Below are 26,340 nucleotides of genomic sequence, written 5' to 3' on the forward strand. Positions count from 1 at the left end.
AGCATCGCTCCGTCGTTCCGCTTGGCGTCCCGTCCAGCGCCTCAGCGCCGCCGGTGAAGGGGGTTCTAAGGTTATCCGCACACCTCCGCAAGCGGTTTTTTCTAAAAAAACGAATTTTTGGGCAACACTATTTAAAACCAAACCTTTTCAATAACTTAATCAGCCACAAACCCCTTAACATCTCAACGAAAAAAGCCCTGAACACGCGTCTTCTAGGTGAAACGGCGAGTCAGGGCTTGGAATCGGGGGTGGGAGGGGGAGAATCCGGGGTTCAGCGGGGTGAATCGCCCTGCCCTCCCCGGCAAAGGCCATGGTGCCCGCGGCCCCGTCCTTAAAGACAGGGCCGCAGGCGAAGGTGATCAGCCGCGCACCACGTAGACCGAAACCGGCGCGTGGCGCACCACCTTGGCGGCGTTGGTGCCCAGCAGGTAGTCGCGCGCAGAAGGCCGGTGCGATCCGATCACGATCAGGTCGCTGCCCGCCACCTCCGCCGCGTGCAGCACTTCCTGATAGACCTTGCCGGTCGCCACCTCGTGACGGACCTTCGCATCGGCCTCATCGCCCAGCACCTTCTTCACGAAGGCCTTCAGCCGCTCCGACGTCTCGGCCAGGGCATGCTTGTGATAATCCTTCGGGAAGAAGTCCGGCACCTCGCCCGCCCCGAAACTGGGCACCACGGTGATCACGTCGAGCTGGGCGCCATCCAGCGCGGCCAGCTTGGCCGCCACTTTCAGGACCTCTGCATCGGGTTCGTGCTGGCTCATGTCGACGGCGCAAAGAATACAGGTGCTCATGCCGGGATCTCCTGACGGTTGGCGCGGGCGCGTTGAAGGAAGGCGATCAGCCCCAGCAGCAACAGCGCCGGGATGAAGATCAGTTCTTTCGGCATCTGGTCGGCCGGCGCCTTGACGCTGGTTACCTGCACCGGTTCGTCGCCGTAGAAATCGAAGCTCGACAGCGTGTCGAAGAAGGGCGTGCCCGGGAAGGGTTCGTCGAGCTTCATCACTCCGCCTTCGTCGAAGGCGGCCAATCCCGCCGCCGCCAGACGCGCATCGCCATCGGGCGCGCCGGTGACGGTCAGAACGATGGTGGTCTCCTTCAGATCGCCGGTGTCGAAATCGGGGCCATTCAGGATCAGCCTGACCTCGTCCCCCTCGGACGCAGCACCCAGAACCTCGGTCAGCTGCGACGGCTGCGAGACATGGAAGGGCGGCTGGATCTGATCCATCACCAGGCCGGGACGGAACAGCACCACGGCGATCGCCACCAATGCCACGCTTTCAACGATGGTGTTGCGGGTGATGAACCATCCCATCGTGCCTGCGGTGAAGATCAATATCGCGATCGAGGCGACGACGAAGACGACGATCCCTTCGATCAGCGTCACGTCGATCAGCAGCAGATCGGTGTTGAAGATGAAGAAGAAGGGCAGCACCACGGTGCGCAGGCTGTAGAAGAAGGCGGTGAAGCCGGTGCGGATCGCATCGCCCCCCGACACGGCCGCGGCGGCGAAACTGGCCAATCCGACCGGCGGGGTCACATCGGCCATGATGCCGAAGTAGAACACGAAGAGGTGCACCGCGATCAGCGGCACGATCAGCCCGGAATTGGCGCCGAGTTCCACCACGACCCCCGCCATCAGCGACGACACCACGATGTAGTTCGCCGTGGTCGGCAGGCCCATGCCCAGAACCAGGCTCAGCAGCCCCACCATGATCAGCATCATGATCAGGTTGCCGCCCGACAGGAATTCGACCAGATCGGCCATCACCTGCCCGACCCCGGTCAGGGTCACGGTGCCGACGATGACGCCCGCCGTGGCGGTAGCCAGGCCGATCCCGATCATGTTGCGCGCCCCGTCGATCAGCCCCTGGCCCAGATCGATCACGCCGAAGCGGAAGGCCCCGGCCATGTCGCCATGGCTGCGCATCATCGCCTTGAGCGGTCTTTGGGTCAGCAGGATCACGAACAGAAGCGCGGTCGCCCAGAAGGCCGACAGGCCCGGCGATTTCTGCTCGATCATCAGGAAATAGACCAGGACGATGATCGGCAGCAGGTAATAAAGCCCGGATTTGTAGATCTCGGACACCTCGGGCAGTTCGACCTGTTCGGCGTTGGGATCGTCCGGTTCCAGGTCATCGACCTGCGCCGCCAGCCACAGCAGCGCGACATAGGCCAGCACCACCAGTGCCGACAGGATCCACCCTGCCCCTTCGGGCACCAGCGCCACGATCGCCTTGACCGGGAATTGCACGCCGTAACACAGGGCGGCGAAGCCGGCGAAGAACAGGAACATGCCGAAGATCGTGCGGGCAAGCGAGGTCACCTTGTTGCCGAGCGTCGGCAGGTTCCGCTTCACCGCTTCGAGATGCACGATGTAGACCAGCGCCATGTAGGAAATGACGGCGGGCAGGAAGGCGTGGGTGATCACCTCGACATAGGAAATGCCGACATATTCCACCATCAGGAAGGCGGCGGCACCCATCACCGGTGGCATGATCTGCCCGTTCACCGATGAGGCGACTTCGACCGCACCGGCCTTTTCGCTGCTGAATCCCACCCGCTTCATCAGCGGGATGGTGAAGGTACCGGTGGTGACCACGTTGGCGATGGACGAGCCCGAAATCAGCCCGGTCGCGGCTGATCCGACGACGGCGGCCTTGGCCGGGCCGCCGCGCAGGTGGCCAAGCGCGCCGAAAGCCATCTTGATGAAGTAATTCCCCGCGCCCGCCTTTTCCAACAGCGCGCCGAACAGCACGAAGAGGAAGACGAACTTGGTCGATACGCCCAAAGCGATGCCGAACACCCCTTCGGAGGTGATCCACATGTGGCTCATCGCCTTTTTCAGGCTGGCGCCCTTCCAGCGGATCACTTCGGGGATCCATTCGGACGACCCGAAGAACACGTAAGCCAGGAAAATCGTGGCGATGATCGCCATCGCCGGGCCAAGCGCCCGGCGCGCCGCTTCGAACAGCAGGATCAGCCCCAGCAACGCGAACCATTTGTCCACGTCATCGGCCAAGCCGCCCGAGTCGACGATCTTCTGGTAAAACACATAACCGTAAAGCGCGATGAAGGCCGCGACAGCGGCCATCACCCAATCCTGCACCGGGATGTAACGGCGCGGACTGGTCGACAGCGCCGGATAGGCGAGGAAGGCCAGGAAGACCGCGAAGGCCAGGTGGATCTGGCGCGAATTGTTGATGATGTCGCCGGGCAGGATCACATTCGCCAGCGGCGAGGCAAGCACCACCTGGAACAGCGACCAAAGCAGCGCCACCGCAGCTAGGAACGTGGCAACCGCCCCCGTGGGCGAACGCCCGCCGGCATCCGAGGCCGCGACGAGTTCTTGAAGTTCCGCTTCGCTGAGCTGACGGCCCGCGCTTTCGGATTTGGCCATGACATGTCCCCCTGTCACCCGCGGCTATGTATGGCTGCCGCTTCTGGCATGATCGTACTGAATGGTTTTTAAAACAACACCGGCGGCCAGATCGTTCTGGCCGCCGGTCAAGGGCGTGAGCGGATCGCTTATTCGATCCAGCCCTGTTCCTTGTAGTACTTGGCGGCACCGGCATGCAGCGGCGCCGACAAGCCAGCGGTTGCCATTTCCTTGGGATCAAGGTTGGCGAAGGCCGGGTGCAGCTTCTTGAAGTCGTCGAAGTTTTCGAACACCGACTTCACCACGGTATAGACCGCTTCTTCCGACACCGCGGTCGAGGTCACGAAGGTCGCGCCGACGCCGAAGGTTTTCACATCATCGGGGTTGCCGCGATACATGCCGCCGGGGATGACTGCGGTACGGTAGAACGAATTTTCCTCAACCAGCTTGTCCACCGCCGGGCCGTTGACCGACACCAGCACGGAATCGCAGGCGGTGGTGGCTTCCTGGATGGACCCGGACGGGTGGCCGACGGTGTAGACCATCGCGTCGATCTGGTTGTCGCACAGCGCCGCCGACTGTTCGGCTGCCTTCAGCTCGGTCGCCAGGGCGAAATCGTCGGTGGTCCAGCCCTTGGCTTCCAGCAGCACTTCCATGGTGCCGCGCTGGCCCGATCCCGGGTTGCCGATATTGACGCGCTTGCCCTTCAGGTCGTCGAAAGTGGTGACGCCGGCATCGGCGCGGGCCACGACGGTGAAGGGTTCGGGATGGACCGAGAACACCGCGCGCAGCTCGGTGAACGGGCCCTGGTCTGCGAATTTCGAGGTGCCGTTATAGGCATGGTACTGCCAGTCCGACTGCGCCACGCCGAATTCCAGCTCGCCTTCGCGGATGGTGTTGATGTTGTAGACCGAACCGCCGGTCGATTCGACCGAACAGCGGATGCCGTGTTCCTTGCGCCCCTTGTTGACCAGACGGCAGATCGCGCCGCCGGTCGGGTAATAAACTCCGGTCACGCCGCCGGTGCCGATGGTGATGAATTCCTCGGCGCTGGCCAGCGGTGCGGCCATGACGGAGGCGGCCAGAACCGCGCCGCCCAGTTTCAATTTGTTGAACATCATTAATCTCCCTGATTGATGTTACGGGTTAACTCACTCGGACCAGAATTCCCCCAGTCCGCTGTTGCGGGTTTCGACGTCGCGAATCCGCAGGCTGGTGCCCTTCGGGTCGCAGGCCACCAGCATCGCCATCAGGCTTTCGAGCAAAGCCAGGGTGGCGGTATAGGATGAAAAGAATTGCGGGCTTTCCGACGGCACGATGAAGGGCACGTCGGCATATTTCAGCGCCGGGCAGGAATGGCTGTCGGTGATGATGATCGTGGTCGCGCCCAAGTCCTGCGCCATCTGCGCGGCGATGATTGCGCGGCGGGCATAGGGCGACTTGGTCACGATGAACAGCACGTCCTTGTCGTTCATCACCGACAGCGCCGACCCCAATGATGCCCCCATGCGCCCGGCCAATGTCCAGTTCGAGGTGCAGTAATTGGCCAGATAGGCCAGGTATTCGACGATGCCGGTCGACCCGAAGGCGCCGAAAAGCACCACGTTGCGCGCCCGGGCCAGCGCCTCGACCGCGCGGGTCAACTTGTCCTCGGTCACCTGCGCCTGCAGGGTGGCGATATTGGCGATGCAGGCCTCGGTCTGGCGCTGGAACACCGATTTGCCGGTGCCGCCGTCATCGCCCAGCCGTTCGGCCTTTTCCGAAAAGCTCGGCACGTGCTGGCCGACCGCTTCGCGGCACAGCTCGCGCATCTCCTCGTAAGTGTCGAACCCAAGCGCCCGGGCCAGCCGCGAATAGGTCGCCGGCGACAGCCCGCTGCCCGACGATACCGCACGCAAAGAACGCGACGCCACATCCATCGGATTGGCCGCCACGTAATCGGCAGCCTTCTGCAGCTGCCCGCTCAAGTCGCTGTAACGCGCCGCGATCCTGTCCTCGATCGACGAAAGCTCCGTCACGAATCCCTCCCTGTTACAGGAGTCATCTTTCATTTGTATTTTTTCTTGTCAATGATTGAAACATATGTTTCATGAATAGCGTTTCGGCGCCCGCGGATGGGGTCGAATCGCGATGCAGGCTGCTGCAGGCACAGGTTTAAGGACGACACCGATGTCCCATGTCTTTCCCCGCCACACCAAATCCATTCCCCCCCGCGCCACCCGTGGCGACGGCTGTTATCTGATCGACGAGACCGGAAAACGATATTTCGACGGATCGGGGGGCGCGGCAGTATCCTGCCTCGGTCATTCCGACCCCGACGTGATCGCCGCGCTGCAGGACCAGGCGGGCAAGCTGGCCTTCGCCCATACCGGCTTCTTCACCTCCGAACCGGCCGAGGATCTGGCCGATCTTCTGATCGAACACGCGCCCGGCGCGCTGGACCGGGTCTATTTCGTCTCCGGCGGGTCCGAGGCGATGGAATCGGCTCTGAAACTGGCGCGGCAGTATTACCTGGAAATCGGCGAACCGCAGCGCCGCCACGTGATCGCGCGGCGGCAAAGCTATCACGGCAACACGCTGGGCGTGCTGGCGGTGGGCGGCAACATGTGGCGGCGCGAACCGTTTTCGCCGCTGCTGATGGATGTCAGCCACATTTCCCCCTGCTACGAATATCGCGGCCGGGCCGAGGGCGAGAGCGCCTTCGATTACGGCCAGCGGGTGGCGAATGAGCTGGAGGCGGAAATCCTGCGGCTGGGGCCGGACAGCGTGATGGCCTTCGTCGCCGAACCGGTCGTCGGCGCCACCGCCGGTGCCGTGCCGCCGGTCGAGGGCTATTTCAAACGCGTCCGCGAGATTTGCGATCAATACGGCGTGCTGCTGATCCTTGATGAGGTGATGTGCGGCATGGGTCGGACCGGCACCCTGTTCGCCTGCGAACAGGACGGGATCGCCCCCGACATCACCGCCATCGCCAAGGGTCTGGGCGCGGGATACCAACCGATCGGCGCGATGCTGTGCACCGACAAGATCTATAGCGCGATCGAAAACGGATCGGGCTTCTTCCAGCACGGTCACACCTATATCGGCCACCCGGTGGCCGCCGCCGCCGCCCATGCGGTGGTGACCAAGCTGACGGGCGGCGGGATGGCCGCGCGGGCGATGGACATGGGCGGCCGGCTGCAAGCGGCGCTGGAGGACCGGTTCGGCCAGCACCCCCATATCGGCGACATCCGCGGCCGCGGGTTGTTCCGCGGGCTGGAACTGGTGCAGAACCGCGAAACCAAGGCGCCGTTCGCGCCCGAACTGAAGCTGCACGCCAATGTCAAGGCGGCGGCGTTCCAGGCCGGGCTGATCTGTTACCCGATGGGCGGCACCGTCGACGGCATCCAGGGCGATCACGTGCTGCTGGCCCCGCCCTTCATCCTGAGCGACAACCAGATCGGCGAAGTGGTGGATAAACTGTCCGGCGCCATCGACACGGTGCTGGCAGGCGTTCCGGCGTAACAAGGCGTTTCGAAACGCCTTGGAAAGCGCCTTCGAAGGCGCTTTCCACGCGATTGTTCAAATCGCGTGCAAGCCCGTTCGAACGGGCTTGCTGCTTTTCAGCCTTTCACCGGCGGCGTGCCGTGGGTGTGGAAGCTCTCGATGGTCTTCAACCCCCAGGCCTGACCCTTCTTGCGGTCGGCCTCGGTCCATTTCACCGGCTGCCAGTCGGGATCGAGGATCAGCCGCGCCCCGGCATTGGCCAGTTCCACCCGGTTGCCCGCAGGTTCCCAGACATACAGGAAGAAGGTGTTCTGGATCGCGTGCTTGTGCGGCCCGGTTTCGATATGCACCCCGTTTTCCAGGAAGATATCGGCGGCGCGCAGGATGTCCTCGCGCTGATCGCTGGCATAGGTGACATGATGCAGCCGCGCATTGCCGCCGCCATGTTCCTCGGTGCAGGCCAGGTCGTAGGTCTTGTTGTTCACCGTGAACCAGCAACCGCCCAGGCGGCCGTTATCCAGTTCGATATATTCGGTGACGCGGCTGCCCAGGCAGGTCTGCATGAATTCCTTGAACAGGGTCACGTCCTCGGACAGCAGGTTCAGGTGATCCAGCCGGCGCGGGCAGGCGCCGGTGGCGTGGAACCTGCTGGCGTTGTTCTTCAGCGCCGGCTTGTCGGCCTCGCCGTGCTGGTACTTGTTGGTGTCCCAGTAAAGCTCGAACACATGGCCGAACGGGTCTTCGAACCGGTAGGCGCGGCCATGCCCCAGATCGCCCTCGACCCAGCCGAGGCTCTTGAATTTCGACGCCTCGATCGCCGCCACCCGGCGTTCCAACGCCTCGGGCGAGGACACGCGGTAACCGATATGCCCCACCCCCGTGGTATCGCTCCGGGTCAGTTTCAGGCTGTGGAATTCGTAATCATCCCAGGCCCGCAGATAGGCGCTGTTTTCGTCCTGCCCGGAAACGGTCAGGCCGAAAATGCGGGTGAAGAAATCCAGGCTTTCCTCGAACTTGTCGGTGTACATCTCGACATGGCCCAGATGCGCCACATCGAAGCAAGGTTCGGTCATTTCTGCTCTCCCTTATCGCCGGTTTTCCGGCTCATTCCGTAAAGGCCACGCCGTCCATCAGCTTGCGCGCGGTGCGCAGGATCGCGGCGCTGTCCACCGTGCCGTCCGCCCCCAGATTGGCGACCACCGTCATTTCGCCGGTGGGATGTTCCACCGACAGATCCCGGGTCGCGCCGGTCCCCGTCTGCGCCAGCGCATGGGCGGGCGCGCCGTCCAGCAGGCAGGCGGTTGCGACGCTGACCGCGCCCAGAACTCCGATCGTCTTGTGGCAGCGATGCGGGATGAAGGTGCGGGTGCCGATGGCGCCGCCCTGACGCGGCGCGCTGACCATGGTCATCTTGGGCACCGATTTTTCCGTGACGTCGCCCAGGTTCATCATCGGCCCGCAGGCCAGCCGGATCTTTTCCAGCTTGGCGCGCAGTTCCGCGTTGGCTTCCAGTTCCTCGGGCGTCTCGGTGCCTGCGATCCCCATGTCGGCGGCACGCATCACCACGCAGGGCATGCCGTTGTCGATCATGGTCAGTTCGATCCCTTCGACCACGTCGCAGACATTGCCGGTGGGCAGCAAAGCGCCGCAGCTCGACCCGGCGGTGTCCTTGAATTCGATCGGCACCGGGGCCGATGTGCCGGGCACGCCATCGATGCGCGCCTCGCCCTGATAGCTCACCTGCCCGCCCGGGGTCTGCACCTGCGCCACGGCGACCTGGCCGGTGTTTTCCATATAGATGGTGACCGGGGTCACGCCGTCCTTCGCCGCGACCAGCCCACGCTCGATGGCGAAGGGCCCGACACCGGCAAGGATATTGCCGCAATTCTGCGCGTCGGTGACGATGGGCTGATCGACGAAGACCTGCAGGAACAGGTAATCGACATCGACGCCGTCACGATCCGACTTGCGCACCACCGCGACCTTTGAGGTCAGCGGATCGGCCCCGCCCATGCCGTCGATCTGGCGCGGATCGGGCGACCCCATGATCCGCAGCAGCGCCGCGTCGCGCTCACCGGTATCGGTGGGCAGGTCGGATGCCAGGAAATAGCCCCCCTTAGAGGTGCCCCCGCGCATCCACATCACCGGGATTCCGTTGCTCATGATTTTCCCCCGCTGTTGCCCGGCCTTGCGCCGGGCAGCGCCCGTCCCGTTGCCCGGGCGGGCGCTGCTGTTCTTGGTCCGACCCGAAACGGGTCAGACGTATTTCAGACCCTTTTCGGCCAGGCGCCCACGCATGTCGTAGATGTCCAGCCCCAGCTCGCCGGCCTTCAGCCGGGCGCGCTTGGTCTCTTCGTTGGCTTCGCGGGCGCGGGATTTTTCCAGCACCTCTACGGCCTCTTCGCGGCGCACCACGCAGACGCCGTCATCGTCGGCGACGATGATGTCGCCGGGATTGATCAGCTCGTCGGCGCAGACCACCGGCACGTTGACCGATCCCAGCACTTCCTTGACCGTGCCCTGGGCGAAGACCGCCTTGGACCAGACCGGGAAATTCATCTCGGTCAGGTCGCGCACGTCGCGCACGCCCGCGTCGATGATCAGCCCGCGGCAACCGCGCACCTGCGCCGAGGTCGCCAGCAGGTCACCGAAGTAACCGGCATTCGACGGCGAGGTCGGCGCGAGGACGATGATATCGCCCTCTTTCAGCTGTTCGATGGCGACATGGACCATCCAGTTGTCGCAGGGCGGGGCGGAAATCGTCACCGCCGACCCGGCGATGCGGGCGCCTGCATAGATCGGCCGCATGTAATCGGCCAGCAGCCCCTTGCGGCCCTGCGCTTCGTGCACCGTGGCGACGCCGCACTGGGCCAGGCCGTCGATCACCGATTGATCGGCGCGTTCGATATTCTGGACGACGACGCCCTGGGTTCCGACAGGATAGCCGCTCATGACAGTTCATCCACGCAGGTCGGGAAGATCGATTCGAAACCTTCGGCATATTGGCAATCGCGCCCACCGGCCATACCGCCGGAATTGCGCTTGAAGTGATTGGCGCGCTGCTGCGCCACGCGGGTATAGAAATCCCACAGATGGACCTGGCCGTTCATGCATTCCATCGCGGCACGCTTCTTGTCCCAGACATCGGTGATGTCGAGGAAGACGTTCGGTTTCCACCCCATCTGTTCGGTCTGGTGCGGCTCAAACAGGTACAACTGCGGCGCGCCCAGAACCTTTTCGCCCGGGTTGTGGCCCCAGGCCTGCGCGATCATGCGGCAGGTCAGGGCGAAATCGGTCGTTTTCATGTGGTCGGTGTTATAGGGGTCCCACTTGGAGTGCGAGAACATGAAGTTCGGCTGTACCTTGCGGATGATGTCGACCACCTTTTCCTCGGCTTCCTGGCCGAAGCGCAGCGGGTAATCGCCCATGTCGAGGAACTCGATGTCATGCACGTCCAGCGCCTTGGCGGCGTCTTCGGCTTCCTTCTTGCGGATCGATTTGACCTCGTCCAGCGTCTTGCCTTCTTTCCACAGGCGGGCGCTTTCGCCGCGTTCGCCGTAGGACAGGCAGACGACGGTCACGTCGTAGCCCAGTTTCTGATGCTTGGCGATGGCGCCACCACAGCGCCAGACGAAATCAGCAGCATGGGCGCTGATGACAAGAGCGGTTTTCTGATCAGACATGTCAAACCCCGTAAATTTCAGTTCCGCGGCACTATGGCGCTTCGCTTCACAACTTGCCATTTCGTTTCGCCGCAGCCACTATTTGTTTTAGCTATAGCTATCATGGGCGATGGGGAATGAACGGGCAGGATTTCAATCTGCGGCACCTGCGGGCCTTCGTCCTGGTCTGCCGGCTCGGCGGTATCACGGCGGCGGCGGAAGCGGTGCACATGTCACAACCGGCAATCACCCAAGCCATTGCCAAGCTCGAAGCGTCGCTGGACGAAAAGCTGCTGGTGCGCAGCAGCCGCGGCATGTACCCGACCGCCGCGGGCGAGATATTCATGCGCCGCAGCAAACGGGCGCTCAACATCCTGAAACAGGGCTGCATCGAGGCCGCTGCGCGGCAGAAAGGCACCGCCCCGTCGCGGTTTGACACCAAGATATCCTCGACCCAGCTGCGGGCGCTGATCGCGGTGGCCGCCTATGGCAATTTTTCCGTCGCCGCCCGCGCCATCGGAATCTCGCAGCCCTCGCTCTACCGCACCGCGCGCGATCTGGAAAAGGTGTCGGGGCTGGTGCTCTACCGCAAATCGGAAAGCGGCTATGACCCGACCGCCGCCGCCCGCATCCTGATCCGCTCCGCCAAGCTGGCGTTTTACGAACTCGACCAGGCGCTGGACGAACTGTCCTCCTGGGGCGGGATGCATGGCGGCCGGATCGTCATCGGCGCGCTACCGCTGTCGCGCAGCGTGCTGCTGCCGCGGGCGATCAACATGATGACGCAGGCCTATCCCGATATCGACCTGCACGTGATCGACGGGCCCTATGACGACCTGCTGAACGGGCTGCGCTACGGCGAGATTGACCTGATGCTGGGCGCCCTGCGCGACCCGCCCCCGGCCGAGGACGTGGAACAGGCCCCACTGTTCGACGACCGGCTTGGCATTTTCTGCCACCCGGCCCACCCCTTGGCGAAACGCAGCGACATCCCGCTGGAGGAGCTGACCGAATATCCCTGGATCCTGCCGCGCAAGGGCACGCCCACCCGCGATCAGGCGGCGGCGTTTTTCCGCACCCACGGATTGCCGGAACCGACCCGGGTGATCGAAACCAGCGCCATCATCCTGGTCCGCAGCCTGCTGGAAAGCGCCGGCCGGCTGACGATGATTTCGCAGACCCAGGTCAGCGACGAAATCAAACTGGGGGTGATGGTGCAGCTGCCGGTGGAGATCGACGATACGCCGCGCACAATCGGCGTCACCCAGCGGGCCGACTGGCACCCGACCCAGATGCAGGAACATTTCCTGAAGCTGCTGCGGGAAGTGTCTGAAACGCTGGACTAAACCCGGCCCGGAACAAGGCCGAAGGCCGCCGGGCCAGCGTCAGCCCGCCCCGACGGGCTGGCGCTTTGGAGAGGCTTGTCCTGTCATTGACAACGAGCGCGGACGAGGCTGGCATAAACTGCCATGTTCAAAGGTTTCAGCGCCACCCCGCAACTGACGCTGGCTCGGCTCATCGCCCCTCAATGCGGCTTGGACATCTGGCGTTCGATTTCCTCGACCGCCTCCTCGATATCCTCGGGATCGTCCGAGGGGATCGCGTATTTGCCGCTCATCCAGCGGCCCAGATCGATATCGGCGCAGCGCTTGGAACAGAAGGGGCGGAATTTCGGATCGCTCTTTTCGCCACAGATCGGGCAGCTCATGGCAGGAGCTCCGACAGCGGCAGGCGGTCGCGTTTGCGTTGCAGTTCGAAATGGCCCAGCGGCGTCCACCCAGCCAGCATGGTTTCGATCAGGTCGGCCTTGAAGGCGGCGCGCAGCGACAGCTCGAAGGTCTTGCGATCCTTCTTGGGCATCGGCGCCAGGTCGATGGTGATCTGCCCGCCCAAGCCGCGCAGCCGCAACTGGCGCGGCAAGTCCTTCACGGCGGCGATATTGGCCTTCAGCCCCGCCGCGGGCGAGGTATCGTTGCCGGTGTTCACGTCCACCGCCACCAGCGCGCGGGTGGGTTCGACATACATGAAGGCGCCGCCCGACAGACGGACCAGCGGCTGGCGCGCCTCGTCGATCAGGTCCAGCACGCCGTGGCGTTCGAACCCGCCCGCTTCGGTCACGATATCGGCCGGGTCGGTCCATTCGCGCCAGGCCATCGCATGCGGCCCGTCGCCTTCGGTCAGAACCTCCGCATCGCCGTCGCGGTCGGCGGTGACGCGGGCGGCCATATCGACCATTTCGGCGATATCCTCGGCGATCTCGCCCGCCTCGCCATCGGCGCAGGACGAGCGCAGGATCAGCCCCATATCGTTGTCTTCCATCACCTCGCGGGCGATGCCCAGCAGCACGTCGCGGGTGTCGTCGTCGCGGATCCGGCGGCTGATGTTGATCCCCGGCGCATCGGGCGTCACGATGGCGTAGCGGCTTTTGAACAGGACTTTCTGGCTGACGGGAAGCGCCTTGCCGTCCTCGGCATAGCCGGTGACCTGCACCAGCATCCTCTCACCCGGAGCGATACCCTTGACCTGGCGCAGAAACGCGCTGCCGTCGGGGGTTTTCAGGAACAATCCGCCCTGCCCCTTCATCGGCCGTTCGGCGACGGCGCGGTAGATCGTGCCGACGCGCGGCAGATCGGAATCGATCAGGATGTCGTGCAGCTTGCCATCGACGATCAAGGCGGCGGCTTCGCGCCCGTCGAGATGGTCGAGGATGATCTGACGGCCTTTCATGCCTGCCTCCATAGCGGGTAGCCCGCGGCCTGCAAAAGCCCGGCGGTTTCGGTCAGCGGCAATCCGACGACGGCGGTGAACGATCCCGAAATCCACGGGATCAGCGCCCCGGCGGGGCCCTGGATACCGTAACCGCCCGCCTTGCCCTGCCAATCGTTGGTGGCCAGGTAGGCGTTCAGTTCCTCATCCGACAGGTTCTTCATCCGCACGTTGGTGACCACGTCCTTTTCCCAGACCTTGTCACCCCGGCGCACCGCGACGGCAGTGATCACCCGGTGACGCCGCCCCGACATGGCCAGCAGGAATTGTGCCGCCTCGCCCGCATTTTCCGGCTTGCCCAGGATACGGCGGCCAAGCGCGACGGTGGTATCGGCACACAGCACGATATCGTTGTCATCGGCCTGCACCGCGCGCACCTTTTCGATCGCCATGCGGGCGCAATAGGGCCGCGGCAGTTCGTTTTTCAGGGGGGTCTCGTCGATATCGGGCGGGCGGATGTCATCCGCCACAACCCCGATTTGCGCCAGCAGCTCCTTGCGCCGCGGGCTGCCCGATCCGAGGATCAGACGCACTTACTTGAAGCGGTAGTTGATCCGACCCTTGGTCAGATCGTAGGGGGTCATTTCGACCTGAACCCGGTCGCCAGCCAGAACGCGGATGCGGTTCTTGCGCATCTTACCTGCCGTATGTGCGATGATCTCATGGCCATTCTCAAGCTCGACCCGAAACGTCGCATTGGGCAGGAGTTCCTTCACGACACCGGGAAATTCGAGCATTTCTTCCTTGGCCATGTTATCTCCTTGCTTTTTCGCCCCGCCCAGTGCGGGACGCGCGTTAAATGAGCCTATTTTGCGCGATTTTCAAGCCCCAATCGCGCTATAGCAGGGTGTCCAGCGGTTTTCCGATGCGGCCCTGCTGGTCATCCCAGTGGGTTTTGTTCAGCACGTGACCGTCCGCGCGCACCGCGTGGATGCGGGCCAGGTCGATATCGGCATAGGTCCAGCCGGGCGCGCCCAGGGTGCCTTCGGCGATCACGCCGGAGGGCGGGAACCCCTCGTCGGGCGGGCCGAAAACGCCGCCCATGCCGGTGTTTTCCTCGACCGCGTAGATGTCGGGCCGGTCGCCCACCAGCGATGCCATCACCGTCACGCATTGGCCTTCCAGCGCGCGCGCCATCGCACCGATCCGCACCCGCCAGTAGCCTTCCGTCGCCTCGGTGCACGACGGCACCAGGATCAACTCCGACCCCGCCTCGGCCAGCGCACGGGCCAGCAACGGGAATTCGCTGTCATAGCAGATCAGCACGCCGATCCGGCCCAAGGCGGTTTCGAAAATCTTCAGCGGCCCGCCGCCCGCGACGCCCCAGTCTTCGCGCTCGAACCGGGTCATGATCTGCTTGTCCTGGTGATCCATCGCGCCCGACGGGGCAAAGAACGGCGCCCGGTTCACCACCTTGTCGACATCCTGCACCGGGGCCGATCCGCCAAGGATGTAAACGCCGAATTCCTGCGCCAGTGCGGACATGACAGCGTTAGACCGCGCCACCCGGTTCGACACCGCCCGGATCGATCCGGCCAGGTCTGCGGCGATTTCCTTGCCCGCCAAGGAAGCCAGTTCCATCCCCGCGTATTCCGGGAAGACCAGCAGATCGGCCCCCTGCCCGGCGGCCTCGGACACCCAGGCCCGCATCTTGTCCTCATAGCCCGACCAGTCGTGAAACCAGTCCAGCGGGTAGGCTGCTGTCGCCACTTTCATGACCGGCCCCCATTCTGCACAAAAATATATCGCTGTTGCAGCTTTACAGAGAGCGCATCCAGAATTGCAACGGCTTTTCGCTCGACTCGGTCTCGCCCACATCCTTCCAGCGGAAGCACGCGATCACACCGGGAAGCTTGGCATAGCCCCGCTTTTTCCAGAAGTCGTCCAGCGGCCGGTACCCGGCGGGGCGCATCGGATGATCCTCGGGCCGCATCACCGCGCAGAAGGCGCATTTCGCCCGCCCCAGCCTGCGCGCGTGGTCTTCGCGCAGGTCGAAAAACCGGTGCCCTATGCCGCGGCCGCGATAGTCCGGCAGCAGCACCGATTCGGCGCAGTAGAAGATGTCTTCCAGCCGTTCGCCCGTGCCCTCGAAGGCGGCTGCGAAATCGTCGGCGTGATCCTCCATCGGGGTGCCGGTCGCCGCCCCGACCAAACGGTCGCCGTCGAAGGCGCCCACCACCACCGCGCCCGCGCTGTCGCGGTAGCTTTGCAGGTAGCGCTTTTCGTATTCCAGATCGCCGTCATAGAGATAGGGCCAGTCGCGGAACACCGCGATGCGCAGCCGCGCGACATCTTCAAGCGCCGCTTCCAGCGCCGCGCCGGTCAGGACCTCGACCCGGATCACTTGGAAACCTGTGCGATCCAGTCGGCCAGGTTGTAATAGGTCACCACCCGGGTGATCTTGCCGTCGCGCAGCGAAAAGAACGACCCGGCAGGCAGGCGGTAGGTCTGCCCCTTCGCCTCCGGCAGGCCCTCGTCGGTTTCCAGATAGGTGCCGTTGACGATATATTCCGCCGCCGCCCGGTTGCCGTTTTCGGCCTCGAAAATGACCATGTCGGTCAGGTTTTCGCGGTAGCAGCGGTTCATATGGGCGCAGAACTCGGCAAAGGCCGGTTTGCCGGTGCGCACCTGGCCTTCGTTCACGTGATGCGCCACGTCCTCGGCCAGGCAGGACAGCATGGTGTCCACGTCGCCGGCATTGAAGGCGTCGAAATAGGTCTTGATCGTATCGTTCATGCGTTTTCCCTCGGGGCGCCCCAGCGGTCGATCAACCGCTCGACGATCTGGTCGCGGCTCTTGCGATAGGCGTCGAGCTTGGCCTCGCGGGTTTCGCCCTGGCCGCTGGGGTCGGAGATCGGCCAGTATTCCACGTCGAGGTGATAGATCCGGGTCAGTTCCTCGGCCTGGTGCTTGCTGGCCGGGGTCAGCGCCACGATCAGGTCGAAGGAGGACAGATCCTCGCCATATTCGTTCAGATCGTCGAACCCGCGCACCTTGTGGCGCGACAGTTCCACCCCGATTTCCTGGCACACAGCGATGGCGAAACCGTCGATTTCCGCGTCGCCCTTGACCCCCACCGACTGCACATAGGTGCCGGCCCCGTAGAATTTCTTCATGATCCCCTCGGCCATGGGCGAGCGGACGGAGTTGTGGTCGCAGCAGAACAGGACCGATTGTGGCAGGGTGTCGGGCACGCGCCTCAGCCTCCGAAATGCAGCACGCAGATCAGCGTGAACAGCCGCCGCGCGGTGTCGCTGTCGACCACGGCCTTGCCTTCCAGCCGTTCCTGCAGGATGCGGGCGCCTTCGTTGTGGATGCCGCGCCGGGCCATGTCGATGGTTTCGATCTGGCTCGGCGGCATGTTCTTGACCGCGTCGTAATAGCTTTCGCAGATCGCCCAGTAATCCTTGACCACCTGGCGGAACGGCGACAGCGACAGGTGGAATTCGGCGGCCTTCTGCGCGTCCTCGGTGGCGATATCGAAGACCAGACGCTTTTCCTTGATCGACAGCCCGACCCGGTAGGGTCCGTCGGGCACCACCCGGTCATCGCGCTTGGGCAGGTCGAAGCTGTTGTCTTCCAGCAGATCGAACATCGCCACCTTGCGTTCCTGCTCGATCTCGGGCGTCGGCGGCGGCAGGTTGCGGTCATCCAGTTCGATGTGACTGATACGGGACATGGCTTCGATCTCGCTATGCTTTGGACATAACCCTGTTAGCCTGCGTCCCCTTCCGGCGCAATACGCGCGCAAAGGACGTCGCGGCACGGGACCCGCAATCGCGTCCGCGCGGGGACAGCGCCCCGCGCAAAGCCTCAGTCTTCGTTCAGCTGATCCAGCCGCGCGCGCACCGACAACCCATGCGCCTGCAGGCTTTCCGAATTCGCCAGCGTCTCGGCCGCCGGGCCGATGGCGCGCAGCGCCGCGGGCGTCATCTTGGCCAGCGTGGTGCGCTTGACGAAATCCATCACCGACAGACCCGAGGAGAACCGCGCGGATCGCGCGGTGGGCAGCACGTGATTGGGCCCGCCGACGTAATCGCCTATCGCCTCGGGCGTCCAGCCTCCAAGGAAAATCGCGCCCGCATGGGTGATCTTTTCGGCCAGCGCGTCGGGATCGGCGACGCAAAGCTCCAGGTGTTCCGGCGCCACCCGGTTCGACAATTCGGCGGCCCGGTCGAGGTCGTCGACCACGATCACCGCGCCGAAATCGCGCCAGCTCGCCCCGGCGATGGCGCGCCGTTCCAGGGTTTCAAGGTTGCGTTCCACCGCCGCCGTGACGGCCTTGGCGAAATCGGCGCTGTCGGTGATCAGGATCGACTGCGCGCTTTCGTCATGCTCGGCCTGGCTCAACAGGTCCAGCGCGACCCAGTCAGGGTTCGCATCGCCATCGGCGATGACCAGGATTTCCGACGGCCCCGCGATCATGTCGATGCCCACCTTGCCGAACACCCGCCGCTTGGCCGCGGCGACGAAGGCGTTGCCCGGCCCGGTGATCTTGTCCACCGGCTGCACGGTTTCGGTGCCATAGGCCAGCGCCGCCACCGCCTGCGCCCCGCCGATGCGGTAAATCTCGTCCACCCCGGCGATCTGCGCCGCCAGCAGCACCAGCGGATTGGCCGCCCCGTCCGGGGTCGGCACCACGATGGCCAAGCGTTCCACCCCGGCCACCTTGGCGGGAATCGCGTTCATCAGAACCGAGGACGGGTAAGAGGCCAGCCCGCCCGGCACGTAAAGCCCCGCCGCCGACACCGGCGTCCAGCGCCAGCCCAGCCCGGCGCCGGCCTCGTCGGTCCAATAGGCATCCTCGGGCAGCTGCTTTTCGTGATAGGCACGGATGCGCGCGGCGGCCAGTTCCAGCGCCTCGCGTTCCTCTGCGGGGACCTGCGCCACCAGTTCCGCGATCTCGTCCGGCGAGAAGCGCAAAGTCTGAGGGGTAAGCTCCAGCCGGTCGAACTTCGCCGTCAGCTCGATCAGCGCCGCATCGCCGCGGGTACGCACATCGGCAATGATGCCGGCCACGACATCGTCCACATCGGGACTGTCCTCACGCTTGGCGCCCAGCAAAGCGGTGAAGGCGGTTTCGAAATCGGCATCGGTTGCGTTCAGGAATACAGGCATGGTCCCTCCGGGTGATGCGCCCTGACATACAAGCCCCGTGCGCGGGTCTCAAGCATTCCTGTGAAGGGAAATGAGGGGCCCTGCCCCTCTTGGCCTGCGGCCAATTCACCCCGGGATATTTCTGAACAGAAGAAGCAAGGGCGCAACAGCCCTTCTCCTGTTTCCAAATATTCCCGCCGGAGGCAAAGCCCGAGCGAATTTGGCGCAGACAAATTCGTGAGATATCAAGCGCGCGCTGCAAGCGCGCACAATCTGGTCACGCCTCGTCCGGGTGTCCCGGCGCCTTGCCCGACGGTGCCCGATAGGGGCGGGTCACGTCCTTCAGCACCGCTTCCAGCGCTTCGACCTGCAGCCGGATCGCGCCGTCGCCGGCAAGGGTCAGTTCCACCGTGCCGCCCGGCGCTTCGCCCGGCTGCCAGTCGATCGACAGCAGCGACAGCACCATGTCCTTGTCGCCCTTTTCCACGCCCTGCGAGGCGACCTTCAGCACGTTGTCGAACGCCAGCAGCGATTGCACCCGCTCGGCGCCGTGGCGGTCGCGGCCGCGGTCTTCCCAGCGGAACCGGTTCAACAGCAGCGCAAAGCGGCGTTCGCGCGGGCGCCAGGTCATTTCGGCCGCCGGAAACACCGCATCTTGCACCAGCGCCGAGATCACCTCGAGGTCGCCTTCTTCCAGCGCCCCGAGATTCAGCGGCGCCTCGCGCCCGTCTTCGAACCGTGCGTCTTCGCTCATTCCGCGTTCACCCGTTCTATCCGTGCGCCGACATTGCGCAGCTTTTCCTCGACCCGTTCATAGCCGCGATCCAGGTGATAGACCCGGTTCACGATGGTTTCGCCTTCCGCCGCCAGCCCGGCGAGGATCAGCGAAACAGACGCGCGCAGGTCGGTCGCCATCACCGGCGCGCCCTTGAGTTTTTCCACCCCGGTCACCGTCGCGGTGCCGCCATGCACCTCGATCTCGGCGCCCATGCGCGTCAGTTCGGGCGCATGCATGAAGCGATTCTCGAAGATGCGTTCTTCCAGCACCGATTTGCCCTCGGCGGTGCACATCAGCGCCATCATCTGCGCCTGCAGGTCGGTGGGGAAGCCCGGGAAAGGCTCGGTGACAACGTCGACCGCGCGGACCCGGCCGTTCTTGCGCGCCACTTTCAGACCCTTGTCGGTTTGCTCCACCGAAATCCCGGCGGCGTCGAGCTTTTCGCAGAAGGCGCCGACCAGGTCGATCCGGCCGCCCAGCAATTCCACCTCGCCGCCGCAGATCGCCGGGGCCAGCATATAGGTGCCCAGCTCGATCCGGTCGGTCACCACCGGGTGGGTGGCGCCATTCAGGCGATCGACGCCCTGGATGGTGATGGTCGATGTGCCCTCGCCTTCGATCTGGGCGCCCATCTTGCGCAGGCATTCCACCAGGTCGACGATTTCGGGTTCGCGGGCGGCGTTTTTCAGCACCGTGGTGCCCTTGGCCAGCGTCGCCGCCATCACCACGTTTTCGGTCGCCCCCACGGACGCGAAGCGCAGCTCGTGCACCGCGCCCTTCAGACCGCCCGGCGCCTTGGCGTGCAGGTAGCCGTCCTTCAGCTCGATCTCGGCCCCCATCGCTTCCAGCGCGGAGATATGCAGATCCATCGGCCGCGCGCCGATGGCGCAACCGCCGGGCAGCGATACTTCGGCATGATGTTCGCGCGCCAGCAGCGGCCCCAGCACCAGGTTCGAGGCGCGCATCTTGCGCACGATATCGTAATCGGCCCGGGTGGTGGTCAGGTTGTGGCTCGACATCGCCTGCACCTGGCCGTCCTGCATCGAGGTCACCTCGGCCCCCAGCGATTGCAGCAGCTGGGTCATCGTCTTGATGTCGCTCAGCCTGGGCGCATTGGTCAGGGTCAGCGGTTCCTCGGACAGCAAAGTCGCCGGCATCAGGGTCAGGCAGGCGTTCTTGGCCCCGGCGATCGGGATCTGCCCGCTCAGCGGGCCGTTGCCCGTCACGATAATCGAATCCATCAGTCCTGCCCCTTGCCGTTATTATCAGACCCGTCCGCCGCCCGGGCGCGCGCCTGGGCCTTGCGTTTGGCCATATTGGCCTTCAGCGCGGCCTTCAATCGGTCCTCGCGCGTATCGGTCTTTTTCGGTTGTTTTTTGCCGTTATGCTTCTGCTCCATGGCACTGTCATACATGAGGGTGAAAAAACCGTCCAGATAACGCTTGCACCCGGAATCAAATCCCGTTAATCAGCCCCCCACGGTCGGACAGGACATGATCCGACGACCGGAAAACGGCGCTGCTGTAGCTCAGTGGTAGAGCACTCCCTTGGTAAGGGAGAGGTCGACAGTTCAATCCTGTCCAGCAGCACCATCTTCCCCATAGTCTTAGCGATCGGACAGCCGCAAAAGCGGACCTCACCCCTTGCCGCCGAGCTTTTCCAAGCCTTCGATCAGCGCATCGCTCATGCCGCTTTGCACCATGTGCTCGCGCAGGCGCTGATTGTAACCGCCCGGCGTATCCAGCGCCCTGAGCAGCGTGGCGCAGTCGGAGCCTTCCAGGCTGGAGCCCACCAGATGGCGCAGGAAGGATTCGCCCTGATCGGGATCGGCCACATGTTCGCCCAGCCACCCTGCTGCATCGGCGACCAGCTTCACCGCAGGCGACAGCACCGCCTGCGCGGCCAGATAGGCGGCCATTTCCCCGGCATCCTGCAGCTCATAAACCGTATTGCGCGCGCCAAAGAGCGCGTTCAGCAAGCCCATATCGCCCTGCGCCATGATCGGTGATCCGCCCCGGGCGATGCCCGGGAACGGCATCACGATCGCGCTGGCGCGGGCCGGGGCGACCCAATCCGCGACCTGTTCCAACGTCGCGCCCGCCATCAGGGTGATCACCTGCTGGTCGGCGCGGAAGGACAGACCGGGCAGGAGATCGGCTGCGACCTCGGCCATCAGGCCGAGAATCACTACCTCGCTTGCCTCGACCACCTGCCGGTTATCCGCCACGGAGACATTGCCGAACATGCCCGACAGCCGCGCCGCATGGGATTCGCCGCGCCGCGACACGGTGATGTCATGCCCGTCGCCCGCGATTCCCTCGACCACCGCCGAGGCGATGGTGCCCAGTCCCAACACGCCGATTCTCATGCCATCCGCCTTTCCCCGTTCCCCCATCTGCCTCAGATTTCCCGCACCAGTCGCAGCGCGTCATGGATCGCCGCATGGGTGTTGCGCGGGCTGACCGCGTCGCCGATGCGGTAGAGACGGAACCGCCCCTCCAGGTTGCGGTTGACCTGCTGCGGGCGACCGTCGATCAGCGCATCGTAATCGACCGCGCCCAGGTTGGTGCTGAGCGGTTTCAGATCGAAATAGAGATCGTCCAAGGGCCGGGTGCCGTAATTCACCACCACCTGATCATACAGCGCCTCGCTCACATGATCGCTGTAATCGGTGCCGATCCGCGCCTGCAACTGGTTGCCCTCGCGGGCCACGCCCAACAGGCGACGGGCGACGGTGAAAGTGACATCCCTGCCCTGCAGCGCCGCCATGTAGGGGGTCAGGTTCATCCCCATGATATCAGGGGCGAAGGTCCGGTCGGGGGTCATCACCTCAACCCTTGCCCCGGCCTCCGCCGCGACCTCCGCCGCCATCAGCGCCGGGTGATCGCCGCTTTCGTCATAGATCAGCACGTTGCGCCCGGGCTTCGCGTCGCCCGAAATCAGGTCCCAGGCGGAAACCGCCAGGTCCTGATCGCCGTCGGTTTCGAACAGTTCCGCATTGGGCAAACCGCCGGTGGCGACGATCACCACGTCGGGGGTCAGCGCGGTGACGTCCTCGGCCTCGGCCCATGTGTTGAAGCGGAACTCCACGTCGCGCGCGGCGCATTGGGACATGCGCCAGTCGATGATGCCGATCATTTCGCGCCGGCGCGGGTTCAGCGCGGTCAGCCGCACCTGCCCGCCCGGATCGGGCTGCGCCTCGAACACGGTCACCTGATGCCCCCGCTCCGCCGCTACCCGCGCGGCTTCCAGCCCGCCGGGACCGGCGCCGACCACCACCACCCGTTTGCGCTCGGGTGCAGGCGCGATCGCATGCGGCTGGGTCAGTTCGCGCCCCGTGGAGGCGTTGTGGATGCACAAGGCCGCGCCGCCCTGGTAGATCCGGTCGAGGCAATAGGTGGCGCCGACGCAGGGGCGGATATCGTCCTCTCGCCCCTCTTTGATCTTCTGCACGATATGCGGATCGGCCATATGCGCCCGGGTCATCCCCACCATGTCGAGCAATCCCTCGGACACCGCATGGCGCGCCGTCGCCACGTCGGGGATGCGCGCGGCGTGGAAGGTGGGCATGCCGGTGGCCGCCCGCACCGATCCGGCAAAATCCAGATGCGGCGCGCTTTTCATCCCCTGCAAGGGAATCACGCCCGTGAGCGCCGGGTCGGTATGGATACGGCCGCGGATCACGTTGAGGAAATCCACCTGCCCGGTCGCTTTCAGCCGCTCGGCGATCTGCAATCCCATTTCAGGGTCGATGCCGCCCGCCGCCGCCTCATCGGCGGTGAAACGGACGCCGAGGATGAAATCCTCGCCCACCCGTTCGCGGATCGCCTTGATCACGTCGAGCCCGAAACGCATCCGGTCGTCCAGCGACCCGGCGCCGTAAGGACCGGAGAGCGTGTTGGTCAAGGGCGACCAGAACTGGTCGATCAGGTGGCCGTAGGCTTCCAGCTCGATCCCGTCCATGCCGCCCGCCTTCATCCGCTCGGCGGCATCGGCGAAATCGGCAATGACGCGCTCGATATCCCAATCCTCCATCAGCTTGGGAAACGCCCTATGCGCCGGTTCGCGGTGCGGGCCCGGCGACAGCGTGGGCAGCCAATCACCCTTGTCCCACCCGGTGCGGCGGCCCAGATGGGTCAGCTGGATCATCACCGCCGCGCCGTGTTCGAGACAGGCATCGGTCAGCTCGCGAATCCACGGCACCACCTCGTCCTTGTAGGCCAGGATATTGCCGAAGGACGGCGGGCTGTCGCGCGAGACCGAGGCCGATCCGGCCGTCATCGTCAGCGCCACCCCGGCCCGCGCCCGTTCCGCGTGATAGGCGCGGTAGCGTTCCTTCGGCATCCCGTCCTCGGCATAGGCGGGTTCGTGGCTGGTGGTCATGATCCGGTTGCGCAGGGTCAGGTGTTTCAGCCGATAGGGCTGCAGCAGCGGGTCCTTGGACATTCGCGGTCTTTCCTGTGTCGTGAGTTTCAGTACCACGCATCCAGCATGGATGCTTTTTTGCGCGCGATGAAGTCTTTCAGCGCCTCATCGGTGCCCGCATCCATCGCGGGCGGCTGATAATCGGCGAGATGCTGCTTCCAGCGCCGGTTGGCGCGGCTGGCGTAATCGGCCCCGCCCTGGTCCAACCAGGTTTCGAACGGCTGGTCGTCGTTCAGCGCGCTGTCCCAATAGGCGGTCTTGTAATGGCGCAGCGTGTGGGCGGTGCCGAACAGGTGTTCGCCCGGCCCCTGTTCCGCCAGCGCCTCGATGCCCAGCGTGTCGTCATCCACCGCCATCCCGTTCAGATAGGCGTGCAGCGCCCCGCACATGTCGCAATCCATCACGAATTTCTCGTAAGACATCGACAAAAGCCCATCGAGGAACCCGGCCGAATGCAGGATGAAATTGGCCCCGCCCTGCACCGCCGACATCATCGACATCATCGCCTGCTGCATCGCCTGCCCGTCGGGCAGCTTGGAGGTGGCGAAATTCCCCGCGCAGCGCAGTGGCAACCTGAACCGCCGCGCCATCTGCCCCATCACCAGCGAGGCCAGCGCCGGTTCCGGCGTGCCGAAGGTGGGCGATCCGCTACGCAACGCCATCGAGCTGAGGAACCCGCCCAGCACCACCGGCGCGCCGGGGCGCACCAGCTGGGTCAGCGCGCAGGCGGTCATCGATTCGGCCAGGCATTGCGCGACGGCCCCGGCCATGGTCAGCGGCGCCACAGCCCCGCCCAGCAGGAAGGGCACGTGGACCGATCCCTGCCCGGCGCGCGCATAGGCGGTGATCCCTTGCGTCGTCACCCCATCCAGCACCAAGGGCGAGGTGGTGTTAAAATTGCCCATGATCACGCAATGGTCGTCGACGAAATCCGTCCCGAACAGGATGCGGCACATTTCGATCGAATCCTCGGCCCGTTCCGGTGCAGTGATCGACCCCAGGAAGGCCCGGTCGGAATAGCACATATGGGCGTAAACCATATCCAGGTGCCGCTTGTTCACCGCCACGTCGGTCGGTTCGCAGATGGTGCCGCCGGAATGGTGCAGCCAGGGCGAAGACTGGCTCAGCTTCACCAGGTTTTTGAAATCCTCGATCGTGCCGTAGCGCCGCCCGTTATCCAGATCCATCACGAAGGGCGACCCGTAGGAGGGCGCAAACACCATCGCGTCGCCGCCGATTTCCACCGAATTGGCCGGGTTGCGGGCGTGCTGGGTGAACCGTTCGGGGGCGGTTTTCACCAACTCGCGGATCATTCCCGGCGCGAAACGGATGTTCCAGACATCGCGGCTGACCTCGCGCACCGTGCCGCCCGCCGCGCGGAACAATTCGACCGTGGCCGGGTCGTCGCGGAACTCGATGCCGATTTCGGACAGGATGCGATCCATCGCCGCTTCGATCCGGTCCAGCGCGTCCTCGGACAGCAAGTCATAGGTGGGGATGCCCCGGGTGATATAGGGCACCCGAAGATGCGGGTTCTGCCCCGGCCCATTCGCCCGGTCCGTCCCGCGCCCCGATCTGCGCCCCGTCCGCCGTCCGGCCCGGGCCGGTTTGCGTTCCTCTGCCAGCATCGCCTTCGCCTTCCCTGTCTCGCCTCGGATGGCAAATCCTGCGAAGGGCGGGACGCGTTGACAACGGCAATTAGACTAACCAAGGATTAGCTGAACTAAGCCAGAACGCCGATTCCGGCAGGCCTGACAGCCCCTTTCACCCGGCACGGGACAATCCGCCTATGGCACAGCGCCCCTACAACCTGCCCCCGATGAGCGCCCTTGTCAGTTTCGAGGCCGCCGCGCGCAATGTCAGCTTCAAGGCCGCCGCGCAGGAATTGAACGTCACCCCGGCGGCGGTCAGCCACCAGGTCAAGGCGCTGGAAACCGAGCTGCGCCAGCAGCTGTTCCGCCGCAATCATCGCGGGGTGGAGCTGACCGAAACCGGGGCCTACCTGCTGGTCGCACTGCAACGGGGGTTCGAAGGGATTTCCGACGCCGTGGCGCAGCTGCGCTCGGACGCGGCCAGCGCCACGGTCACCATCCGCGCCTCGACCGCTGTCAGCTCGCTCTGGCTGGCGCCGAAACTGGCGGAATTCTGGCAAACCCACCCGCACATCCCGGTGTCGCAGAACGTCACCGATTTCCCCGATCACGCGCCCGCCTGCGATCTCAGCATCAATTACGGGCGGATCGAGCAGGACAGCGGCGATGTGCGGCTGCTGTTCCGCGACCGGATCGCGGCGCTTGGCAGCCCGCATTTCGCCGCCAAGCACCGGATCGAAACCATCGGGGATTTCGCCCGCACGCCGCTTATCCACATGGACATGCCGGGGATCGAATGGACCCATTGGGCCGACTGGTGCCGCGACCTGGGCTATGACGGGCCGCTGGGCGGCGGATACCGTGTGAACAATTACGTCATCGCGCTGCAGGCGGCGCAGGATGCGGTGGGCGCGGTGCTGGGCTGGGGCGGGCTGACCGGGCCGCTTGTGGCGTCGGGGGCTTTGGTGAAGCTCTGGCCCGAGGAACTGGCCTCGCCGCGCGATTTCTACATCAAGCTGCATCCCGGCGCGTCGCCCAAGGCGGCGATGGTGCGCGACTGGCTGCTGGGCTTTGCCGACCGGGACGCCGCGCAAACCGCCCCGAACTGAAACGCGGCCCCGAAGGGCCGCGCTGTCATCGCTCGATCAGGTCAGG

The 26,340-nt window shown here is 64.6% G+C and carries 27 protein-coding genes and 1 tRNA gene; 4 read left to right on the plus strand and 24 right to left on the minus strand.

From position 1 onward, the window contains the following. Nucleotides 1-359 precede the first annotated feature (359 nt). From GR167_RS18825 to GR167_RS18840, 4 genes are all read right to left on the minus strand, one after another. Nucleotides 360-794 (minus strand): universal stress protein, encoded by a 435-nt coding sequence (locus GR167_RS18825; protein WP_160975286.1) that lies wholly within the window; start codon nucleotides 792-794, stop codon nucleotides 360-362. Beyond that, nucleotides 791-3,400, minus strand: a complete 2,610-nt coding sequence (locus GR167_RS18830) for a TRAP transporter permease (RefSeq protein ID WP_160975287.1) — start codon at nucleotides 3,398-3,400, stop codon at nucleotides 791-793. The genes GR167_RS18825 and GR167_RS18830 overlap by 4 nt, the downstream gene beginning before the upstream one ends. A gap of 128 nt (nucleotides 3,401-3,528) precedes the next feature. Then, complete coding sequence (locus GR167_RS18835; protein ID WP_160975288.1) at nucleotides 3,529-4,497, minus strand: TAXI family TRAP transporter solute-binding subunit; 969 nt, start codon at nucleotides 4,495-4,497, stop codon at nucleotides 3,529-3,531. Nucleotides 4,498-4,530: 33 nt separating this feature from the next. After that, nucleotides 4,531-5,397, minus strand: a complete 867-nt coding sequence (locus tag GR167_RS18840; protein WP_160975289.1) for a MurR/RpiR family transcriptional regulator — start codon at nucleotides 5,395-5,397, stop codon at nucleotides 4,531-4,533. 151 nt (nucleotides 5,398-5,548) lie between these two features. Here GR167_RS18840 and GR167_RS18845 point away from each other — a divergent pair, with 151 nt between their 5' ends. Next, complete coding sequence (locus GR167_RS18845) at nucleotides 5,549-6,883, plus strand: aspartate aminotransferase family protein (protein WP_160975290.1); 1,335 nt, start codon at nucleotides 5,549-5,551, stop codon at nucleotides 6,881-6,883. A gap of 98 nt (nucleotides 6,884-6,981) precedes the next feature. On the opposite strand, the gene GR167_RS18850 is transcribed toward GR167_RS18845, so the two are convergent. The 4 genes from GR167_RS18850 to GR167_RS18865 form a co-directional block, all read right to left on the minus strand. Then, nucleotides 6,982-7,938: a VOC family protein gene (locus GR167_RS18850; protein ID WP_160975291.1), complete on the minus strand. Its 957-nt coding sequence runs from the start codon at nucleotides 7,936-7,938 to the stop codon at nucleotides 6,982-6,984. A 31-nt stretch (nucleotides 7,939-7,969) separates the two neighbouring features. After that, nucleotides 7,970-9,028 (minus strand): 4-oxalomesaconate tautomerase, encoded by a 1,059-nt coding sequence (locus GR167_RS18855; protein ID WP_160975292.1) that lies wholly within the window; start codon nucleotides 9,026-9,028, stop codon nucleotides 7,970-7,972. 93 nt (nucleotides 9,029-9,121) lie between these two features. Then, nucleotides 9,122-9,817, minus strand: coding sequence for a 4-carboxy-4-hydroxy-2-oxoadipate aldolase/oxaloacetate decarboxylase (gene ligK / locus GR167_RS18860; RefSeq protein ID WP_160975293.1), 696 nt, complete (start codon nucleotides 9,815-9,817; stop codon nucleotides 9,122-9,124). Continuing rightward, nucleotides 9,814-10,548 carry a PIG-L deacetylase family protein gene (locus GR167_RS18865; RefSeq protein WP_160975294.1) on the minus strand — a complete coding sequence of 245 codons (735 nt, stop codon included), beginning with the start codon at nucleotides 10,546-10,548 and terminating at the stop codon, nucleotides 9,814-9,816. Before GR167_RS18865 ends, ligK begins: the two co-directional genes overlap by 4 nt. A 116-nt stretch (nucleotides 10,549-10,664) precedes the next feature. Here GR167_RS18865 and GR167_RS18870 point away from each other — a divergent pair, with 116 nt between their 5' ends. After that, entirely contained in the window at nucleotides 10,665-11,873 is a 1,209-nt protein-coding gene (locus tag GR167_RS18870) for a LysR family transcriptional regulator (protein WP_160975295.1), read from the plus strand. A gap of 179 nt (nucleotides 11,874-12,052) precedes the next feature. Here GR167_RS18870 and GR167_RS18875 read toward each other — a convergent pair whose 3' ends face one another. From GR167_RS18875 to GR167_RS20200, 13 genes are all read right to left on the minus strand, one after another. After that, on the minus strand, nucleotides 12,053-12,235 hold the full coding sequence (locus tag GR167_RS18875; RefSeq protein ID WP_160975296.1) for a DNA gyrase inhibitor YacG: 183 nt from the start codon (nucleotides 12,233-12,235) through the stop codon (nucleotides 12,053-12,055). Next, complete coding sequence (locus GR167_RS18880; protein WP_160975297.1) at nucleotides 12,232-13,254, minus strand: ribonuclease E/G; 1,023 nt, start codon at nucleotides 13,252-13,254, stop codon at nucleotides 12,232-12,234. Before GR167_RS18880 ends, GR167_RS18875 begins: the two co-directional genes overlap by 4 nt. Continuing rightward, on the minus strand, nucleotides 13,251-13,826 hold the full coding sequence (locus GR167_RS18885) for a Maf family protein (protein ID WP_160975298.1): 576 nt from the start codon (nucleotides 13,824-13,826) through the stop codon (nucleotides 13,251-13,253). Before GR167_RS18885 ends, GR167_RS18880 begins: the two co-directional genes overlap by 4 nt. Then, nucleotides 13,827-14,045 (minus strand): translation initiation factor IF-1, encoded by a 219-nt coding sequence (infA, locus tag GR167_RS18890; protein WP_037209844.1) that lies wholly within the window; start codon nucleotides 14,043-14,045, stop codon nucleotides 13,827-13,829. Nucleotides 14,046-14,130: 85 nt separating this feature from the next. Beyond that, nucleotides 14,131-15,009 carry a carbon-nitrogen hydrolase family protein gene (locus GR167_RS18895; RefSeq protein ID WP_160975299.1) on the minus strand — a complete coding sequence of 293 codons (879 nt, stop codon included), beginning with the start codon at nucleotides 15,007-15,009 and terminating at the stop codon, nucleotides 14,131-14,133. Nucleotides 15,010-15,052: 43 nt separating this feature from the next. Beyond that, nucleotides 15,053-15,634, minus strand: coding sequence for a GNAT family N-acetyltransferase (locus GR167_RS18900; protein WP_160975406.1), 582 nt, complete (start codon nucleotides 15,632-15,634; stop codon nucleotides 15,053-15,055). Next, nucleotides 15,634-16,029, minus strand: a complete 396-nt coding sequence (locus tag GR167_RS18905) for a ketosteroid isomerase-related protein (RefSeq protein ID WP_160975300.1) — start codon at nucleotides 16,027-16,029, stop codon at nucleotides 15,634-15,636. Before GR167_RS18905 ends, GR167_RS18900 begins: the two co-directional genes overlap by 1 nt. Next, complete coding sequence (locus GR167_RS18910) at nucleotides 16,026-16,424, minus strand: arsenate-mycothiol transferase ArsC (RefSeq protein ID WP_212770046.1); 399 nt, start codon at nucleotides 16,422-16,424, stop codon at nucleotides 16,026-16,028. Before GR167_RS18910 ends, GR167_RS18905 begins: the two co-directional genes overlap by 4 nt. A 68-nt stretch (nucleotides 16,425-16,492) precedes the next feature. Beyond that, entirely contained in the window at nucleotides 16,493-16,972 is a 480-nt protein-coding gene (locus GR167_RS18915) for a UPF0262 family protein (protein ID WP_160975302.1), read from the minus strand. A 134-nt stretch (nucleotides 16,973-17,106) separates the two neighbouring features. Further along, complete coding sequence (hisD, locus tag GR167_RS18920; RefSeq protein WP_160975303.1) at nucleotides 17,107-18,411, minus strand: histidinol dehydrogenase; 1,305 nt, start codon at nucleotides 18,409-18,411, stop codon at nucleotides 17,107-17,109. Nucleotides 18,412-18,667: 256 nt separating this feature from the next. Further along, a complete protein-coding gene (locus tag GR167_RS18925) occupies nucleotides 18,668-19,144 on the minus strand; it encodes a DUF2948 family protein (protein ID WP_160975304.1) in 477 nt (158 codons plus the stop codon). Beyond that, nucleotides 19,141-20,409 carry a UDP-N-acetylglucosamine 1-carboxyvinyltransferase gene (murA, locus tag GR167_RS18930; protein WP_160975305.1) on the minus strand — a complete coding sequence of 423 codons (1,269 nt, stop codon included), beginning with the start codon at nucleotides 20,407-20,409 and terminating at the stop codon, nucleotides 19,141-19,143. Before murA ends, GR167_RS18925 begins: the two co-directional genes overlap by 4 nt. Beyond that, the gene (locus GR167_RS20200; RefSeq protein WP_212770048.1) at nucleotides 20,409-20,582 is read right to left on the minus strand and encodes a hypothetical protein; all 174 of its coding nucleotides are present in this window, start codon (nucleotides 20,580-20,582) and stop codon (nucleotides 20,409-20,411) included. The genes murA and GR167_RS20200 overlap by 1 nt, the downstream gene beginning before the upstream one ends. A 103-nt stretch (nucleotides 20,583-20,685) precedes the next feature. Between GR167_RS20200 and GR167_RS18935 the strand changes: the two genes are divergently transcribed. Beyond that, a tRNA-Thr gene (locus GR167_RS18935) sits at nucleotides 20,686-20,760 on the plus strand. A gap of 44 nt (nucleotides 20,761-20,804) precedes the next feature. Here the strand turns inward: GR167_RS18935 and GR167_RS18940 are convergent. The 3 genes from GR167_RS18940 to GR167_RS18950 are packed head-to-tail and all read right to left on the minus strand — an operon-like array spanning nucleotide 20,805 to nucleotide 25,221. Further along, nucleotides 20,805-21,536 (minus strand): NAD(P)-binding domain-containing protein, encoded by a 732-nt coding sequence (locus GR167_RS18940; RefSeq protein ID WP_160975306.1) that lies wholly within the window; start codon nucleotides 21,534-21,536, stop codon nucleotides 20,805-20,807. A gap of 32 nt (nucleotides 21,537-21,568) precedes the next feature. Then, entirely contained in the window at nucleotides 21,569-23,614 is a 2,046-nt protein-coding gene (locus GR167_RS18945) for an oxidoreductase (RefSeq protein WP_160975307.1), read from the minus strand. A gap of 26 nt (nucleotides 23,615-23,640) precedes the next feature. After that, the gene (locus GR167_RS18950) at nucleotides 23,641-25,221 is read right to left on the minus strand and encodes a trimethylamine methyltransferase family protein (RefSeq protein ID WP_160975308.1); all 1,581 of its coding nucleotides are present in this window, start codon (nucleotides 25,219-25,221) and stop codon (nucleotides 23,641-23,643) included. A 161-nt stretch (nucleotides 25,222-25,382) separates the two neighbouring features. On the opposite strand from GR167_RS18950, the gene GR167_RS18955 reads away from it, so the two are divergent. Continuing rightward, nucleotides 25,383-26,294, plus strand: a complete 912-nt coding sequence (locus GR167_RS18955) for a LysR substrate-binding domain-containing protein (RefSeq protein WP_160975309.1) — start codon at nucleotides 25,383-25,385, stop codon at nucleotides 26,292-26,294. The last annotated feature ends 46 nt before the right edge of the window (nucleotides 26,295-26,340 follow it).

It is taken from the genome of Thalassovita mangrovi, from assembly GCF_009857745.1.
Lineage (GTDB): Bacteria > Pseudomonadota > Alphaproteobacteria > Rhodobacterales > Rhodobacteraceae > Thalassobius > Thalassobius mangrovi.